Here is a 15,847-nt window from a genome sequence, read left to right as displayed (position 1 = left end):
AACCCGATGGCCGGCACTCCGATCCGCTCCAGTCTGCGCGGTGGCCGTTCGCGCCGCGCGATGTCCGACATCAACGTCGTTCCGTACATCGACGTGATGCTCGTGCTACTCGTCATTTTCATGGTGACCGCTCCGCTTGTCGCGCCGTCGATCATCAACTTGCCCACGGTCGGCAATGCTGCTCCGCAGGAACAGACGCCACCCGTTATCGTCAATATCAAGCCTGACGGCGCCATGAGTGTTAAATACAAGAACGACGCGTCGGGCACCACGCAGGAATTGCCGATGACGCTGGCAGACCTGGACCACTTTGTCGCCGACCGGGCGCAGGCCCACCCCGACCAGCCGGTCGTGATCGGCGCGGACAAAGCGGTCAAGTACGAGATCGTGATGAACGTCATGTCGCAGCTGAAAGCAAACGGCGTGAAACGCGTCGGGCTGCTCGTCAAGCCGAAATGAAGCCGAAAACAGGATATCCGTTTGACCCGCCGCGGGAACGTGGCACGCTGCGCGCACTCGCGCTCGCCGCGTTGATGCACGTGCTGCTCGCACTCTTTCTGTACCACGGGATGAAATGGCAAAACAGCCCCCCTGCCGGCGCTGAAGCAGAAATCTGGACGCAGGTGCCGAGCACGCCGGCCTCGCCCCCCCCTGCCCCTGCCCCTGCCCCTGCCCCTGCCCCTGCCCCTGCCCCTGCCCCTGCCCCTGCGCCGACGCCAGCGCAGCTCGCGCCACCGCCAGCACAGCGCGAGGAGGCGGACATCGCGTTGCAACAGGAGAAGCGGCGCAAGCAACAAGAGGCGGAGCGCCAGGCGCAAGTGGCCGAACAGGAGCGCGTGCACAGGCAAGCCGAGGCGCGCCGCCAGCAACTCGCCGCGCAAAAAGCAGCGGCCGAGAAACTGAAGCAGCAAGAAGCAGAAAAATTGCGCGAGCAGCAGCTCGCGGCGCAGCAACGGCAAGAGGCGCTGAAAAAGCAAGAAGCGTTGAAGGCGCAGCAGGAAAAGGAGCAGCAGGAAAAGCTTGCCCAGGCGAAAAAACAGCAGGAGCAACAAGCGGCCAAGGCCAAGCAGGCGGCCGAGCAGGTCGCGCGCCAGAAGCTCGACCAAGCGCGCCGGGCAAGGCTGGCGCAGTTGCAGGGCCTGGCCGGTGATGCGCCCGGGGGTAACGGACTGGCCAAGAGCGGCACAGGCACGGGAAGCGGCGGAACCGCAACGTCAGCTGGCTATGCGGACAAGGTGCAGCGCCGTGTGCGGCCCAATGTCATCTGGTCCGGGCCCACTGAAGGGCTAGACACGCTGATTGCCGTACGCTGCGCACCCGACGGTGCGCTGCTCGACGCGCGCATCGCACGCAGCAGTGGTAACGCGCAGTGGGACGACGCGGCGCTGCGTGCGGTCCAACGCTCCGATCCGATGCCGCTGGATACCCATGGCAAGGCACCGGCAAGCTTCAATATTCGGATGCGGCCTGCCGGCGGATGATTAGTCGTTGACCGAGGCACATCTCCATGCACGCTCGTAAAGCACCGCGGTGCGATTGCGCCAAGGGAACGATCGCCCCGTTTCACGGTCTGTTCTGGGTTGCAAAATCGCCAACAATGTAGTCAGGGAAAGTAGGAAAAGCCATGAGTTTGATTAAAAAACTGGGGCTGAAAACGCTAGTTGCGTCATTGCTCGTCACCGCCGGCACATCGGCGCGCGCCGACCTGACGGTGCTCGTCACAGGTGTCGGTTCGACCCAGTTCCCGATTGCGGTGGCAAATTTTGAAAACGGGGCCAATTCACCGCAGCAGGTCGCGGCGATCGTGCGGGCCGACCTGGCCCGCAGCGGCAAGTTCAGCAACATCGACGCGGGTAGCGCGCCGGTGTCCGAATCCGACTCAGTCGATCTCGGCGGTTGGAAGGCCAAGGGGGCAAACGCGTTCGTCGGCGGCAGCGTCACGCGGCTCGCGAACGGCCAGTACGAAGTACGATTCCGTCTGTACGACACGGTCAAGCAACAAAGCCTGGGCGGGCTCTCACTTGTAAGCCCGGAAAGCGGGCTGCGTATGAGCGCGCACAAGGCCGCCGACTACATCTATCAAAAGCTACTTGGCTCGCACGGGATGTTCGCCACGCGGCTGTCATATGTGACGCGTCACGGCGGACGTTATCAACTCAAGATCTCCGACTCGGACGGCCAGAACGAGCATATCGCGCTGACGAGTCCGGAGCCGATCATCTCTCCAACGTGGTCTCCGGACGGCACGAAGCTCGCCTACGTATCCTTCGAAAGAAAGAAACCGATCGTGTACATTCACGACTTGCCAACCGGCCGGCGCATGATGGTATCTGACCAAAAGGGCAACAACAGTGCACCGGCGTGGTCGCCGGACGGCACGAAGCTCGCGGTAGCGCTGTCGCTGACCGGCAATACGCAGATCTTTATTGTCAACGCCGATGGCTCCGGCTTGCGCCGCCTTACCCGCGGCAACTCGATCGATACCGAGCCGGCCTTCTCACCGGATGGGCAGTCAATCTACTTCACCAGCGACCGCAGCGGCCCGCCTCAAATCTACAAGATGCCCGTACAAGGCGAATCGGTGAGCGCCGCGCAGCGTGTGACGTTCAACGGCAGCTACAACACCAGTGCGCGCGTCTCGCCGAACGGCAAAGAACTTGCGTATATTTCGCGCGTTGGCGGTGCATTCAAGCTGTATCTGCAGGACCTGTCGACAGGATCCGCGACGGCGCTCACCGACACGACGCACGACGAATCACCGAGTTTCGCGGCGAACGGCCAATACCTGCTCTACGCGACGCATGTCAATGGCCGCCAAGTGCTGGCCGCGGTTTCGACCGACGGCAGCATACGGCAGGTGTTGTCGATCCCGGGCGGCGGCGTGCGTGAGCCGTCCTGGGGCCCTTTCATGCAATAACCATAAGGAGAGCTTCAAATGATGTCCAAATTGCGTATCGTTTTTGCAGCGCTGATGGTGGGCGCATTGGCGGCATGCCACTCCGGTGTCAAGCTTGATGAAGGCGCCAACGCCAAGGCAGGCGCCGTGGGCACGCAACCGCAGTCGACCGACGTGCAGCAAGTCAATGTTGACGAGCTTAACAACCCGAACAGCCCGCTTGCCAAACGCAGCATCTACTTCGATTTCGACAGCTACGCCGTCAACAATGAATATCAGCCACTGCTGCAAGCCCACGCGCAATACCTGAAGGGCCATCCGCAACGCCACGTGCTGATCCAAGGCAACACCGACGAGCGCGGTACCAGCGAATATAACCTGGCATTGGGCCAAAAGCGTGCCGAGTCGGTACGCCGCGCGCTGGCACTGCTCGGGGTAAACGACAGTCAGATGGAAGCAGTGAGCCTGGGTAAGGAAAAACCGGCTGCGACGGGCCACGACGAAGCCTCGTGGGCGCAGAATCGCCGCGCCGATCTCGTCTATCAATAACCAGTGGTGACTGACGCATGAAAGTCCGTTTCAGTAGGCTGCGCGTTGCTGCAGCTGTGGCTGCGACAGGCGCCGCGCTTGCCGCGCCGCCTGCGCACGCCGGTCTGTTCGACGATAACGAGGCACGGCAGGCGGTGCTGGACCTGCGCGCGAAAGCCGACTCGTTGGCAAACCAGATGAGCGCGGCGCAGCGCACGATACTCGATCAATCGAACCGCCTTGACCAGCTGAACCAGCAGGTAGCAACGTTGCGCGGACAGAACGAGGACTTGGCCAATCAAGTCGCCGCGCTGCAAAAGCAACAGCGTGACTACTACACCGACCTGGATGCCCGACTGAAGAAGTTCGAACCTCAGCAACAGACGATCGATGGCGTCCAGGGCGAGGTACAGCCAGGCGAAACGGACGCGTTCAATGCAGCGCTGCAACTGTTCAAGAACGGTGACTTCAAGGGCGCAACGTCGGGATTTAAGGCGTTCGTGTCGAAGTATCTAAACAGCCCCTATCAGCCGACGGCACAATACTGGCTCGGCAATGCGTTGTACGCACAGCGAGACTACAAGGCGTCGACGACAGTGTTGCAGGGTGTCGTGACAAAGTACCCCACGCACCCGCGCGCGCCAGAGGCATTGCTCGCTATCGCGAACAACCAATTGGAGCAAGGGCAGAAGGCAGCCGCGAAGCGAACACTGGGACAAGTGCTTGCGCGATACAGCGGATCGAATGCCGCGCAGGCGGCACAAAGCCGGTTGGCGCAGATCCGATAAGGAGAGTACCGGTCGGCGGCTCGCCGTGAATCGTTCGCTTGACCAAGCGGTTTTTTGTCGATATAATCTTTGGCTCTTTGGGTCGTTAGCTCAGCTGGTAGAGCAGCGGACTTTTAATCCGTTGGTCACTGGTTCGAATCCAGTACGGCCTACCAAGGAAATCAAGGGCTCGCACGTGAGTGTGGGCCCTTTTCCATTGGGCGATGAGTCTATTATTAGACAGCGTCTCATATCGAGCGGCCACGTGTTCATTGCTGCGTGCAATGAATCGATACCCTCGCGTTGGGCCTGTTTAGCTGCCATATCAACGCTTTCTAGTACACGTCAACCATGACGTCGTCCGGCGTAATATCCGCCATCTGAATCCGCCCAACCAATAGGTCGCCGACCTTCTCCGGCTTGATTACTCAGAGTGTCAGCATCGACAGGAAGCCTAAGTGAAGTGCAACCTTTTGCATTCCGCGTAGACGCTCATTAAGTTCAAAGCGAAACGCAGCTTCAGGAGATTGGCCGAAATCGATTGGTCTTCTGCGGACCGAATTGTGCATTTTATTGTCCAGTGGCGAGCAACCATAGAAAAAATTTGATAAAGCTCCCGCCGTTGACGTCGCACCTGCTGCCTGGCCGCCTGTTCATCAACCTAAGCCAAGCCCGCAGGCGAGGAAGGGAGTGCGCTTTCTGAGCGAACGTTATGACTATTCGACACAAAACTAGTCGATGGCCGCTCGCGGTCGCGGTTAGGCATTCATTCTTTGCTAGCCTGCTGCCTAGCAGGCAGTGAATCATCGTATGATCCGCCCTCGTTCGTTCCACGGCGGCCCATTTGTGCCCCGCTACACCCTACGCTTATCCTAGCCTCAGCGTCCGGGGCCCTCTCGCCCTGATCACCCGCTTCATGGCCCATATCTGATTCCCGGCGTTGTCGATGGACTTTAACGACGCATTGGATACTACCCCCATCGCTATTTATACGATGAACGAACAAGCCCACCAAGGGTCGCCCGCTGCACCGCCTACGGGCGTGAAACGATCAGCGGACACCACACTCGACACACACCCCAAAAAGCCCAGAATCTACGACACTTTGCCAGGCGAAGTGATTCTGGAGGTCGCACGCTACCTACCGTTGGATCATATTCCCGAGTTTTCACGTGTTAATCGCAACACCTATACCCTGATGGAGGAAAGACGATGGGCGTGGCGCTGTTACCAGCAAGCGGCCAGCGTCTCCGATCTCGCGTCACTGCAACAACTGATAGGTGAAATTGAGCAAATACAGGCCGAACCGGATCTGCGGGCCGAACCGCTCACCGCTTTGTGGAAACAATCTCAATCAATGGGACTATCTAAGAAACACAAAATCGAGGCCTTTAAATTGTTATTTGCAGCAGCCGACCGCCTCCCGGAACAAGGCCTTCCCTTACAAAAAACAATGCTTGCATCACTGGGGGGGATTTCGAAAAGCATGCGACTTCGAATGTTCGATTTCGCTTGTGCGCTGGCTGAACGGCGTCGCCCCGATCAAGCGAATTTTTGGCCTGAACTAGCCAAAGCGCTTGTCAATGTATGGACGCCGTCTCGGCGGTACATTCAACGTTATCAAGCATTGCTCAACCAACTGCCATACCTGGACGCGCCCCAGAAGGCCGAACTGATTCCGCTATTGGCTCCGAAACTGAGCTTCTCTCCTCTGGAGGATCCCGACAGCAGCAAAACGCTTTCGGCCCATGCGACCTTGCGGCAGCAAGCACGATCGCTGCCGCCCTCGCTACAAGGTGCGCCGGTCGGCATGGTAGCTGCCGCTATAGAAAGGCTACCGAGAGAAGCGCGAGCAGCGCACTATGCAGAGCTGCGACAGCTAGCACTATCGCTTCCGGACGAGCAGCTGGGCGCTGCGCTGCGTAAACTGCCACGCGGGTTGGTTATGTTGCCGCGCGAGCACCACGCGCACGAACTCCAATTACTGGAGCCAGTCTTGCTGCGCGTGTTGCCCGAGCAGCGCGTACAGGTCGCACAGGGTTTGCTGGAATGGACCTTCCTGCTAGACGACGCGCTCTCGAAGCACGTGTGGCAGCGTGCGTTGCAGTTACTTGACGGCAGCAGCGCAACAGCATTGCTGGAGGTACTGAGCAAGGTGGGGGCCATGCTAAGAACCCCAAAATGGCAAGATGCGGTCAACGAGGTCACCGCTTTTATGGACCGCAACCACTTCACGGAGCAAGAGCGGGCGACGATAGACACCCGTATGCTGCTGCTACGCCACCCCGAGTCCGACGCAAGCCATCGCCGTCCCTAGCTCAATGCAAACGCCCATGACGCTAGGCCCCGCCTTACTGCCCGGAATTAGCACTGTACGCGATTCCGAAGCAATTGCCACAGGCATGGAAGAAGTGCTTAAAAGGCTCCAATCCGATCCACAAACAGACCAGCTTCGCTTGTTGGGCACTAGGGAGGTGGATTATTTTAATAGTGTGGGCTCCTAGGCTGATGCCGCGCCGATAGCTGGCGCGTCATCGCTTGCGGTAGGCCTATCAAGCGTCGCACAGCCCGAGTGCAGACGGTGCTGTGACATGTGGGCTTGGCGCTTAGTGGCACCGCGGGTGCGCGCCTGGCCGCTAGGCGACAGGGCGAAAGACTCACAGCCATCTGAATCCTCGTGCATGGCGTTCACCACTGCTTCCGTCGCCCCAGCAAACGGTAGTCTGCGACGCGTGAGCGGGTCCCGGACGCTTTATCGTGCTGCACCTATCGCAGCCCCCTGCGCAGGCCATACCGTGGCGACGCTATTCGATGTCCTTGTGGTATTGAATGAAGCCGGCATACGTCGCGAGGTTGTCATACAATGCGCGGGCGGTCGTGTTGCCTCATGGGTGAGCCAGTACACGCGGCTTGCCCCCGCATCGCGTGCATGCTCGTACACGGCTTCGATCAACGCCCGGCCCACGCCTTGGCCGCGGGCGTCGGGCAACGAAAACAAATCCTGCAGGTAACAGTAAGGACCCGTCGTCCAGCACGAGCAATGATAAATGGCGTGCACGATGCCCAGCAGACGCTCCTGCGCGTCAAAAGCGCTTAGGGCGGACATCGGCTCGTTTAGGTCCATCAACCGAGCCCACGTCGTCGCGCATACAGCCTCGCTTAGCGCGATGTGATAGAACACCTAATAGGCACGCCATAGCGGCCGCCACGCCGCCTCGTGCAGTGCGTCAAGCGGCCGGACGGTCACCGGCACGCCGAGCCGCCGCCTGCTGCGTGCGAATCGCCGTGAGGCAAAGGCGCTGCGCGCATTGCGCATCAAAGTTCTGTGGCGACAGCCATGCGTCGAACGCCGCGGCAAGCGCGCTCCATTCGCTATCGATGATCGAAAACCACGCTGTGTCGCGAGAGCGCCCCTTATAGACGACGGCTTGCCGGAACGTGCCCTCGTAGCGAAAGCCGAGTCGGACGGCCGCCTTGCGTGATGGCTCGTTCAGGCTGTCGCACTTCCACTCGTAGCGACGGTATCCTAGCGTGTCGAACACGTACTTCATTAGCAGGTACTGTGCTTCAGTCGATGCCGGTGTGCGCTGCAGCTCCGGCGAGAATGCCACCGAGCCCACCTCGATTACACCGTTGGCCGGATCGATGCGCATCAAGGCGAGCGTGCCAACCGCCCGGCCGCTTGTTAGATTGATCACCGCAAAATGCAACGGATCCGTGCTCGCCGCGGCACTTTCGGCGTAGCGCCGATAACTGACCTCGTCATCGAACGGTCCGACCGCCAGATACGTCCAGTCCCGGCCGTCGGTCGCCTTTGCGTACGCGGCGTGCAGCATTGACGCATGCCGGTCAGGCTGCAACGGTTCAAGCCGGCAATAGCGTCCATGCAGTGTGACGCGCCGCGGGTAAGCGCGCGCAGACCAATCGGCAAGAGGCCGCCCAACCGGCTGGCCGAACGTGTTCGTCGGGGTGGACAAGGTCATTCTCTCATCGATGACGGCCGGCGTGATGCCGGTGGGGTTTGACGCACATCTTAGTCATCCAGCGGTACCGTGAGAAGCGCTAGGGCTAGTGATTTTCATCGTGCCAGCCGCAGTGGATGGCGCAACAGGCGCACCCGGCGTGCGAGGAAATCGACGGCAACGCTGCCCTTCAGATCCTCGCGATCCGTTGCCGCGTCATTGAGATAGTTGCGCGAACACGGGTTTTCACCGATGGCCGGTACGCTGGGCCGGCCCGTCACATCTGTTTGATAGGCCCCGCATCGGCACGACTGGCCGGCAGCACGTCGCCGTGCCCCGGCCAACGTCTCGCGCAGTTTGCGATACACGAACGGGCCGCATAATTGGGCCCGTGTGCCCGGGCGAACTGGCGTGGAACGACGTAACGGCAGCGCTGACACGATGAACGGACAAGGTCAGCCGTCCGCGTGCGACCATGCAGAACCCGAGCTTGCCAAACACATCATGCAACGCCGTGCAAACGCAACCACGTCAAGCACTCATCCCATGCATGTGCAGCGTCGGCGGGTTGGTAGCTCGCCCGATAGTCGGCAAAAAACGCATGTCCGGCGTGCGGATAGACATCAATACGCGATGACCTGGCGGCGGGACTCCCCTGCTCAAGTCCGGCGCGCATCGCGCTCAGATGCGCCGCCGGCACGATCGGGTCCTGTCCGCCATACAGGCCCAGCACGGGCGCGTACAGCCGGGACGCTACGCTAACCGGATGGGCGGGCGTGCTGCCCGTCACATCGCCATCGAGCCGACCGTACCATGCCACGCCCGCCTTGACGCTCACGTTATGCGCCGCGTAGAGCCATGTGATGCGGCCACCCCAGCAAAAACCCGTGACGCCGAGCCGGCCGACGTCCCCACCCAGCACACCGGCATGCGCTGCGACTGCGTCGAGGTCGGCGATCACCTGTGTATCGGCAGTCCGGGACACCACCTCGCGCATCAATTCAGGCAGTGTCTGGTACGCTGAAGCATCGCCACGGCGCGCAAACAGGTCCGGTGCGAGCGCCAGATAGCCCAGCTTAGCAAAGCGCCGGCATACGTCCGCGATGTGCGCATGCACGCCGAATACTTCGGACACAACCAGCAGCACCGGGTGCGAGCCGCCGCCCGAACCGGGCTTTGCAAAATAGACCGGAACCTCAAAGCCGGCCGACGAAACGCTCGTTTCACCCACCACCAATCCTTGCGCGTCGGTATGGATCGTAGTGCCTTGCACCGGCGAGGCCGCCGCTGATACGCGCTCGTGCGCGCCCATCGCGGTGCGCGCACTGTTCGACTTGAGCTTCGGGTCGTCCATTCGACTGTCCCTCATGCTCAGCGCGGACCAAATCCGCGATACGGCAGTAGCGGTACTAGATGCTCGAGTTCTAGCATCCCGGCCTTAACCAACGGCAACGACTCGATCATCGCGCGGGCCGCTGGCTCAGAATCGGCTTCGAGAATCGAGCAGGCCCCACGCTTGTCGCCGCGGTACCAGATCTGGCGCACTGAGCCCTCGATGTACAGCGTGCGGGCACGCTGGGCCTCGTCCTCGAGCAACGGTGCAAAGTCCTCATCCGAATAACGATCCGTGCGCAAGCGCGACAGAGCAAGAAATTGCATCATGCGACTCCACGATTCAGGATACGTTGAGTGTAGCGGCACGGCGATGTACCACCAATGCACGCGATACCCGCATGTCGTTGACTTCAGGGCAACGCTTGCATGGGTGACCGAGATGCGCGGCATGACCTCCTGGTCGTCGTATCAACATCATGCCGGAACTATCCCGTTTGAAAGGAAACGGTTGTGGGCCAGGGTCAACGCTCGTAAATAGTGGGCGGAGCGCCAGGTCGACGGTGTCGTCGAAAAACAAATATAAGTGGTTACCGTCGTTAAAAGTGCGCAGCGCTTACATTTTGAGTCATGGTGCTTGCCGTTTTCACGTCTATCAAAGATAATCGGGCAACGCGCATTCTAGCATTTCATGCACGTTTAAGCATCGCATGCAAGTTGTGTGCGCAACAACCAGAAGAATCAATTGATCGCACATTAGCCCTCGAATGCAGCGCTCTCGCATGTCATCACTGTTTGATGAGCAGCGATTATTTACAATAATGAATATAAATAACATTTATTTCAGCATTACATCAAATAAATTGCAACTTTGCGCATATCAGTTCGAAATTTGTCGGTTTTAATTAGGTCTGCGCGCTTGGCTTTTTCGAATAGCTCCTCTATAGTTGAATCACTTTATGACGGTGGTACTGGGTATCGTTAAACCTTGTACATATCGGCTGTTTATGAAGCCATGAGGTGATTCGCTGGCAGGACAAGTGCATCTCAACAAAAGGTTTGGTTTCACGAAAGTAAAGTCTGGAGTGAATGGAAATGACGAAGTACCTCCTGCTACACCTATCCATCCTGCCTGCGCTCCTCCTCCCCCTTCGGCGCTGGATTTAATTTAGATATTGCGAGGCGTTTACGCTGCACGTAGCTTCCAAGTCACTGTTACGTTGACGTTTTACATGCAAGCTTGATCCGTATTCGTCAGTTTCGCTACGGTAACTATTTACGAATTCATATTGAGGCAGGTATCCGTCGCCCTCCTCAGGTGTAGTTACGTGCGTTTGCCGTATGCTGTAAAGCCGAATGTTTTAACATCTGAGTGTTTTGAGCGTGTATGCAATGCAGTCAGAATTCATTTTCCTTCTTTTTAGGCACTGTCACCTTATCAACCGGCGGAAGTAAAGGAGTTCATGTATGACTAATCCCTTTGATGACCAAAATGGAAGCTTCGTGGTGCTGGTTAACTCTGAGAATCAGCACTCATTGTGGCCGAATTTTTCTGAGGTGCCTGCGGGCTGGCAAGTGGTGCACGGACCCGATACACGCCAAGCTTGTCTTGACTATGTCAACACGCATTGGACCGACATGCGCCCCAAAAGCCTAATTGAGAAAGATGACTGAGCCAAAGCACCGGCGCGGCTGATCTGCTTACGTGATAAGCGAAGTTATTTTTTGTCACTCCTTGACTGAACAATATTGATATGAAAATCCTTGGCATCAACTCCGCCTATCATGAATCCTCCGCTTCGATTGTCATCGACGGTAAAATCGTAGCGGCGGCCGAAGAAGAGCGATTCACACGGATCAAGCATGCGAAAGAAGCTTGTGTCAGTGGCCCAGCTGAGCTACCAAAAAACAGCATACAGTTTTGCCTTTCCCATGCAGGATTGAAAGCCACTGATTTGGATGGGGTCGCCTACTCGTTTGATCCCGCCCTCAGAAAGCGCGAGTTCAAGCTCGATTCGCTCAGCCTACCAGGTGATTGGGGAAGTGCGGAAGGAGAGGAAATTTTTCTTGCCAAGCTCAAACAAGTTCCTGGTGCAATTGATGCGCTTTTAGATCGTCAATTTGGCAGCAAGTTAGCCTTTGTTCCACATCATATCGCTCATGCCGCTTCTACTTTCTATCCGTCTGGCTTCGATCAAGCTGCCATCCTTGTCGTCGACGGGATCGGCGAGTCGGGCTGTACTTTGCTGGCTCGTGGGGAAGGCAATAAGATAACGACACTGGATCAGGTTGCCTATCCGCACTCACTCGGGTTCCTGTGGGAAAAACTGAGCAAATATTTGGGCTTTTCTGAATATGATGCCTGCAAGCTGATGGGGCTGGCCGCTTATGGTGATCCAGCTGTCTTCCGAGATAGATTCAAGAAACTGCTTAATTCAGAAGAAAGACGATATACGATCGATCCGGAAGTAGCCCATTTCCGTCTGCCCGACTTCGAGCAGATCGAGGCATTGTTTGGCCCGGCACGAGTCGATAAGGAACCGATCCTCGACCATCATCGCCACGTTGCCGCCGCCCTTCAAGAAGCCACGGACCACGCGCTTATGGGATTGGTGCGTGAGCTGCGTGAGCACGCCGCCTCCGATAAATTGTGCTACGCAGGCGGTGTCGCGTTAAATTGCGTCAGCAATTCCGTCATCAAGGAAAGCGGCTTATTTTCTCAAATGTATGTCCCCACCGCTCCGCACGATGCAGGCACGGCGGTTGGCGCCGCGCTACATCTTTATTATTCGCTTTCCGGCCAACGTCCAGCGCAGGCGGATACTAACCCGTATTTGGGCCCGGCGTTTTCCGATGCCGCTATCGATGCCGCATTCCGTGACGCAGGTCTATCACCCCAACACAGCGCTGATCCCGCGCGCGATGCGGCAACGCTGATCGCCAACGGCAAGATCGTAGCCTGGTTTCAAGACCGCATGGAATTTGGTCCACGCGCGCTGGGTAACCGTTCACTATTGGCCGATCCTCGCAGCGCGTCGATGCGCGAGGTGCTCAATGTGAAGGTTAAGCACCGTGAGGAATTTCGTCCTCTCGCACCGAGCGTACTGGCTGAAGAAGCCGCCAACTGGTTCGAACTCGGCCAAGCATCGATGAGCCACCAATTGATGCTGTTCGCCTGCCCGGCAAAGCAAGATCGCCAAGCATCGATTCCAGCGGTCCTTCATAAGGATCATTCCGCTCGTGTGCAGATGGTCAGTCGAGAGAGCAACCCTAAATTCCACGCACTGATTAAGCATTTTTTCGATAAGACCGGTGTACCGGTTGTACTCAATACCTCATTCAACGATAGCGAACCTATTGTCTGCACGCCATCGGATGCAATCAAGACGTTCCAAGGAACGGCCATTGATGCTTTGTTTATTGGCGATCGGTTTGTCGTCAGATAAGTCAGTGCTCGATTGCAATACCGATAACCAGATAATACGAGAAATATAGCTATGCACCACACAAACGAAGAAAAATGTATTTTTTTCATCACGAAAAACAATGATCAGGCGACAAGCTCTCATCAGATAGCCAACTGCTTGCCTCTAGCCCAGTGGAATTCAATGCATCACGACCTGAATGGTAAAAACGACGAAAAAAATGATTTATTGTCGTCGCCCTATCCAATCAAGATCGTGACGGATGCCTTTCACTATCAAGATGCTGATCAAGTTCTTCCAATACAGCCGGAACAGTTATTCTTCATGGACTATACGTCCCCAGAGGATATAGAACAGGCGAGCGTTCTAGACATTGGCGTTGGTTCAGGCGTATTGAGCATTTTTTGCCTACTCAACGGAGCCACATCTTGTGTTGGATTAGATGTCAATCCAAGAGCAAAAATATTGGCCGGACATAACGCCATCATCAACCACATCGATAAGAATTTCGATATTCGTGACGGCAGCATTTCGAACATTTTTGAATCTGTCAAGGATAAGCAATTCGATTTTATTTGTTCCAATCCTCCGTTCGAGCCTACTCCACCCGGAATCGAGTACTACCTTAACTCCGCAGCAGGCGTTTATGGAATGGACTTTGTCGAAAAGATACTGTCCAATATCGACCAGCACTTGTCAAGCGACGGTACGCTTCAAATGGTCACGATGGCTCCGGGAGATGAGAAGAAGCCATTCAAGCTATATGAAGTCCTAGAGAATCATTTACCAGGCCTGGCAGCGGAGATTATTCTGGATCGGCAGCCCATTCTTTATGATGATTTTGTCGGCAGGTTCAACACTATTTTTGGTTACAGCGATGACGTCATTGCTCAGATGAAAAGAACTGCTCGCAACGACGGCGTCACGCACCTTCATATGCTGATATTGAAATATAAAAAGGGGCGCCGTGGCAGTATCACGGAAAAAATTGCCTGTAAAACTTATGAAAATTGGACGACCCCACTTGGGGCGCAAGATCACTGTTATATGTGACAAATACACTAACCGTGACCACGGGTAGGCTATCGAAGGCAGACGCACTCGGAGGTCTGCCATGCAAGATTCGTAGCGGAGCAACGCCGCCTGCGAAAAAGGAAGATATTGATGTTGATGGTTCAATACCTGAAGCGGTATTTCCGGCCCTTACTTGCCACAGCGATCCTTTCGTCTGCCGGCGCAATGCTGACGATCGGCCTGCTCGCCTATATCAATCGATTGGCAACGCAAGGGTTATCGCAACCCAATTGGGTTTGCCTTGTGACGGCGCTGGGATGGTTCGGTGCGCTGTGTCTAGCCAATGGTGCTTCACAAATCGTTCTGGCAAAGCTCAGCAGTGAATTGGTGGGTCAGTTGCGTAAAGACTTATCCAAACAATTTATTGACGTTGACTATTACAAATTGATTAACCATAAATCGACTGTATTTGGCGTCTTGATTGAGGATATCACCCGTATTAGCCCGCTGATCATGCTTGCGCCCCATCTCGCTTATAACGTTATTTTGGTGCTAGTGTGTTCAATCTATTTAATCACACTGTCGTTTCAGCTTTTTCTTGTCTTATTAGTAGGATTGGGTATTCCGCTTGCGATCTCAGCATTCTTGCTGAAATCCACTCGCAAGCCACTTGACGCAATGCGGCGCAGTGAAGAGGCACTGTTTGAACATTTCCACGCGATTGCAGATGGCAAAAAGGAAATGTTGTTAAGTCGAGCACGTGCCAAACATTTTTACGACATGCTATTGCTGCCTGCGATTGGGCAAGCACAAAGGTTGATGAGACGGGTTCATCTGCGCTGGAACCTCAATGAGGCATGGTCGTCCGGTGCGGCTTACGGTACCGTGTTTGTGGTGGTCTACCTGGGCTATGCAGCATTTGCGCTTCCCTCCGATGTGATTGTGCGCTTTGTCATCGGAGCGCTGTTTATCGTAGGGCCTTTGAATTTTTTAATTCATTCTGGCCAGCCTGTCAGCACCGGTTTGAGCAGCTTGCGTCATCTTGAGCGCGTCGGGCTGGATCTGCGCTCACAGCATGCCACAGCTGATGAGGATACGACGTCGCACACTGATACGAAATGGCAGTCCATCCATGCACAAGATCTTTGCTATCGTTACCCTGAAAGCAAGGTAGGTGAAGGCATTGGACCATTCAATTTGAGTATTCGCCGCGGTGAAATGGTATTTATTGTTGGCGATAACGGCAGTGGCAAATCCACATTGATACACTTGCTGTGTGGCCTGCTGCCGCCCAGCTCGGGACGACTTTGCTTGGACGAGCAACCCGTTCCATATGGATCGAGCGCATATAGGGAACGTTTTTCCAGTGTTTTTGGTGATTTCTTCCTGTTCTCCGATGTACTTGACGCAAAAGGTAATGCGCTGCCTGATGCACAAATACGTACGCTGTTGCGTGATTTGGAATTAGACGAACAACTCTCGGTAGATCAAGGAAAGCTTTCAAAGACCAGTCTCTCTACGGGGCAACGAAAACGGTTGGCATTGCTGCAATGCTATGCTGAAGATCGGGAAGTCTGCCTGTTTGACGAATGGGCTGCAGATCAAGATCCTCGTTTTCGACAACATTTTTATTTAACATTGCTGCCACAACTCAAGCAGCAAGGCAAGACGTTGATCGTCATTAGCCATGATGACCGTTTTTTTCATTTGGCGGACCGACTCATTGTGCTTAAAGGCGGACGCGTAGTGTCAGATTCAGCCACCGACACACTGGCAAATGGCGTTGATACACACCTAGCTAGCCTCTCCATTGCCAGCAGTATGGCTGCCGATTCGGCAGCATGACTTGCTTTTCAATCGGCTATTGAATGCCGAAGAAAGCGGCAGGTTCTCTGTTTACCCTTATTCTTCCCTTTGCACGTA

Annotated in this window: 13 protein-coding genes, 1 tRNA gene and 1 pseudogene; 11 read left to right on the top strand and 4 right to left on the bottom strand. The window is 56.1% G+C overall.

The genetic code is table 11. The features are described from left to right. The first annotated feature begins 6 nt into the window (after positions 1 to 6). From tolR to RA167_RS04130, 7 genes are all read left to right on the top strand, one after another. Positions 7 to 459 carry a protein TolR gene (tolR, locus tag RA167_RS04160; protein WP_076786571.1) on the top strand — a complete coding sequence of 151 codons (453 nt, stop codon included), beginning with the start codon at positions 7 to 9 and terminating at the stop codon, positions 457 to 459. Beyond that, positions 456 to 1,481 carry a cell envelope integrity protein TolA gene (gene tolA, locus RA167_RS04155; RefSeq protein ID WP_076786569.1) on the top strand — a complete coding sequence of 342 codons (1,026 nt, stop codon included), beginning with the start codon at positions 456 to 458 and terminating at the stop codon, positions 1,479 to 1,481. Before tolR ends, tolA begins: the two co-directional genes overlap by 4 nt. A 143-nt stretch (positions 1,482 to 1,624) precedes the next feature. Next, entirely contained in the window at positions 1,625 to 2,917 is a 1,293-nt protein-coding gene (tolB, locus tag RA167_RS04150; RefSeq protein WP_076786567.1) for a Tol-Pal system beta propeller repeat protein TolB, read from the top strand. Positions 2,918 to 2,935: 18 nt separating this feature from the next. Further along, a complete protein-coding gene (gene pal, locus RA167_RS04145; RefSeq protein ID WP_076786566.1) occupies positions 2,936 to 3,445 on the top strand; it encodes a peptidoglycan-associated lipoprotein Pal in 510 nt (169 codons plus the stop codon). Positions 3,446 to 3,462: 17 nt separating this feature from the next. Then, complete coding sequence (gene ybgF / locus RA167_RS04140) at positions 3,463 to 4,212, top strand: tol-pal system protein YbgF (RefSeq protein WP_076786564.1); 750 nt, start codon at positions 3,463 to 3,465, stop codon at positions 4,210 to 4,212. 79 nt (positions 4,213 to 4,291) lie between these two features. After that, positions 4,292 to 4,367, top strand: a tRNA-Lys gene (locus RA167_RS04135). Positions 4,368 to 5,131: 764 nt separating this feature from the next. Then, positions 5,132 to 6,508, top strand: a complete 1,377-nt coding sequence (locus RA167_RS04130; protein WP_076786562.1) for a hypothetical protein — start codon at positions 5,132 to 5,134, stop codon at positions 6,506 to 6,508. A 487-nt stretch (positions 6,509 to 6,995) separates the two neighbouring features. Here RA167_RS04130 and RA167_RS04125 read toward each other — a convergent pair. From RA167_RS04125 to RA167_RS04110, 4 genes and pseudogenes are all read right to left on the bottom strand, one after another. Next, positions 6,996 to 8,168, bottom strand: a pseudogene (locus tag RA167_RS04125) (GNAT family N-acetyltransferase). A gap of 101 nt (positions 8,169 to 8,269) precedes the next feature. After that, positions 8,270 to 8,521, bottom strand: coding sequence for a hypothetical protein (locus tag RA167_RS04120; RefSeq protein WP_076786560.1), 252 nt, complete (start codon positions 8,519 to 8,521; stop codon positions 8,270 to 8,272). 134 nt (positions 8,522 to 8,655) lie between these two features. Continuing rightward, complete coding sequence (locus tag RA167_RS04115) at positions 8,656 to 9,507, bottom strand: dienelactone hydrolase family protein (protein ID WP_076786558.1); 852 nt, start codon at positions 9,505 to 9,507, stop codon at positions 8,656 to 8,658. Between the two features lie 17 nt (positions 9,508 to 9,524). Continuing rightward, positions 9,525 to 9,812, bottom strand: a complete 288-nt coding sequence (locus RA167_RS04110) for a muconolactone Delta-isomerase family protein (RefSeq protein ID WP_041754371.1) — start codon at positions 9,810 to 9,812, stop codon at positions 9,525 to 9,527. 1,140 nt (positions 9,813 to 10,952) lie between these two features. Between RA167_RS04110 and RA167_RS04105 the strand changes: the two genes are divergently transcribed. The 4 genes from RA167_RS04105 to RA167_RS04090 all read left to right on the top strand — a co-directional run bounded on the left by RA167_RS04105 (position 10,953) and on the right by RA167_RS04090 (position 15,769). Beyond that, positions 10,953 to 11,159, top strand: a complete 207-nt coding sequence (locus RA167_RS04105) for an MbtH family protein (protein ID WP_076786556.1) — start codon at positions 10,953 to 10,955, stop codon at positions 11,157 to 11,159. A gap of 80 nt (positions 11,160 to 11,239) precedes the next feature. Next, positions 11,240 to 12,931, top strand: a complete 1,692-nt coding sequence (locus RA167_RS04100) for a carbamoyltransferase family protein (protein ID WP_076786554.1) — start codon at positions 11,240 to 11,242, stop codon at positions 12,929 to 12,931. A 51-nt stretch (positions 12,932 to 12,982) separates the two neighbouring features. Continuing rightward, on the top strand, positions 12,983 to 13,963 hold the full coding sequence (locus RA167_RS04095) for a methyltransferase (RefSeq protein ID WP_076786552.1): 981 nt from the start codon (positions 12,983 to 12,985) through the stop codon (positions 13,961 to 13,963). A 111-nt stretch (positions 13,964 to 14,074) separates the two neighbouring features. Beyond that, positions 14,075 to 15,769 (top strand): cyclic peptide export ABC transporter, encoded by a 1,695-nt coding sequence (locus RA167_RS04090; protein ID WP_076786550.1) that lies wholly within the window; start codon positions 14,075 to 14,077, stop codon positions 15,767 to 15,769. Positions 15,770 to 15,847: the final 78 nt, after the last annotated feature.

Origin of the sequence: Mycetohabitans endofungorum, assembly GCF_037477895.1 — a bacterium.
In the GTDB taxonomy this organism is placed as follows: Bacteria; Pseudomonadota; Gammaproteobacteria; order Burkholderiales; family Burkholderiaceae; genus Mycetohabitans.
This window is presented reverse-complemented; position numbering and strand designations above follow the sequence as displayed.

Bases quoted from the DNA above. Each gene is read 5' to 3' on its own strand.
- tolR (WP_076786571.1), top strand. From the start codon at position 7: ATGGCCGGCACTCCGATCCGCTCCAGTCTGCGCGGTGGCCGTTCGCGC.
- tolA (WP_076786569.1), top strand. From the start codon at position 456: ATGAAGCCGAAAACAGGATATCCGTTTGACCCGCCGCGGGAACGTGGC.
- tolB (WP_076786567.1), top strand. From the start codon at position 1,625: ATGAGTTTGATTAAAAAACTGGGGCTGAAAACGCTAGTTGCGTCATTG.
- pal (WP_076786566.1), top strand. From the start codon at position 2,936: ATGATGTCCAAATTGCGTATCGTTTTTGCAGCGCTGATGGTGGGCGCA.
- ybgF (WP_076786564.1), top strand. From the start codon at position 3,463: ATGAAAGTCCGTTTCAGTAGGCTGCGCGTTGCTGCAGCTGTGGCTGCG.
- RA167_RS04115 (WP_076786558.1), bottom strand. From the start codon at position 9,507: ATGGACGACCCGAAGCTCAAGTCGAACAGTGCGCGCACCGCGATGGGC.
- RA167_RS04110 (WP_041754371.1), bottom strand. From the start codon at position 9,812: ATGCAATTTCTTGCTCTGTCGCGCTTGCGCACGGATCGTTATTCGGAT.
- RA167_RS04105 (WP_076786556.1), top strand. From the start codon at position 10,953: ATGACTAATCCCTTTGATGACCAAAATGGAAGCTTCGTGGTGCTGGTT.
- RA167_RS04100 (WP_076786554.1), top strand. From the start codon at position 11,240: ATGAAAATCCTTGGCATCAACTCCGCCTATCATGAATCCTCCGCTTCG.
- RA167_RS04095 (WP_076786552.1), top strand. From the start codon at position 12,983: ATGCACCACACAAACGAAGAAAAATGTATTTTTTTCATCACGAAAAAC.
- RA167_RS04090 (WP_076786550.1), top strand. From the start codon at position 14,075: ATGTTGATGGTTCAATACCTGAAGCGGTATTTCCGGCCCTTACTTGCC.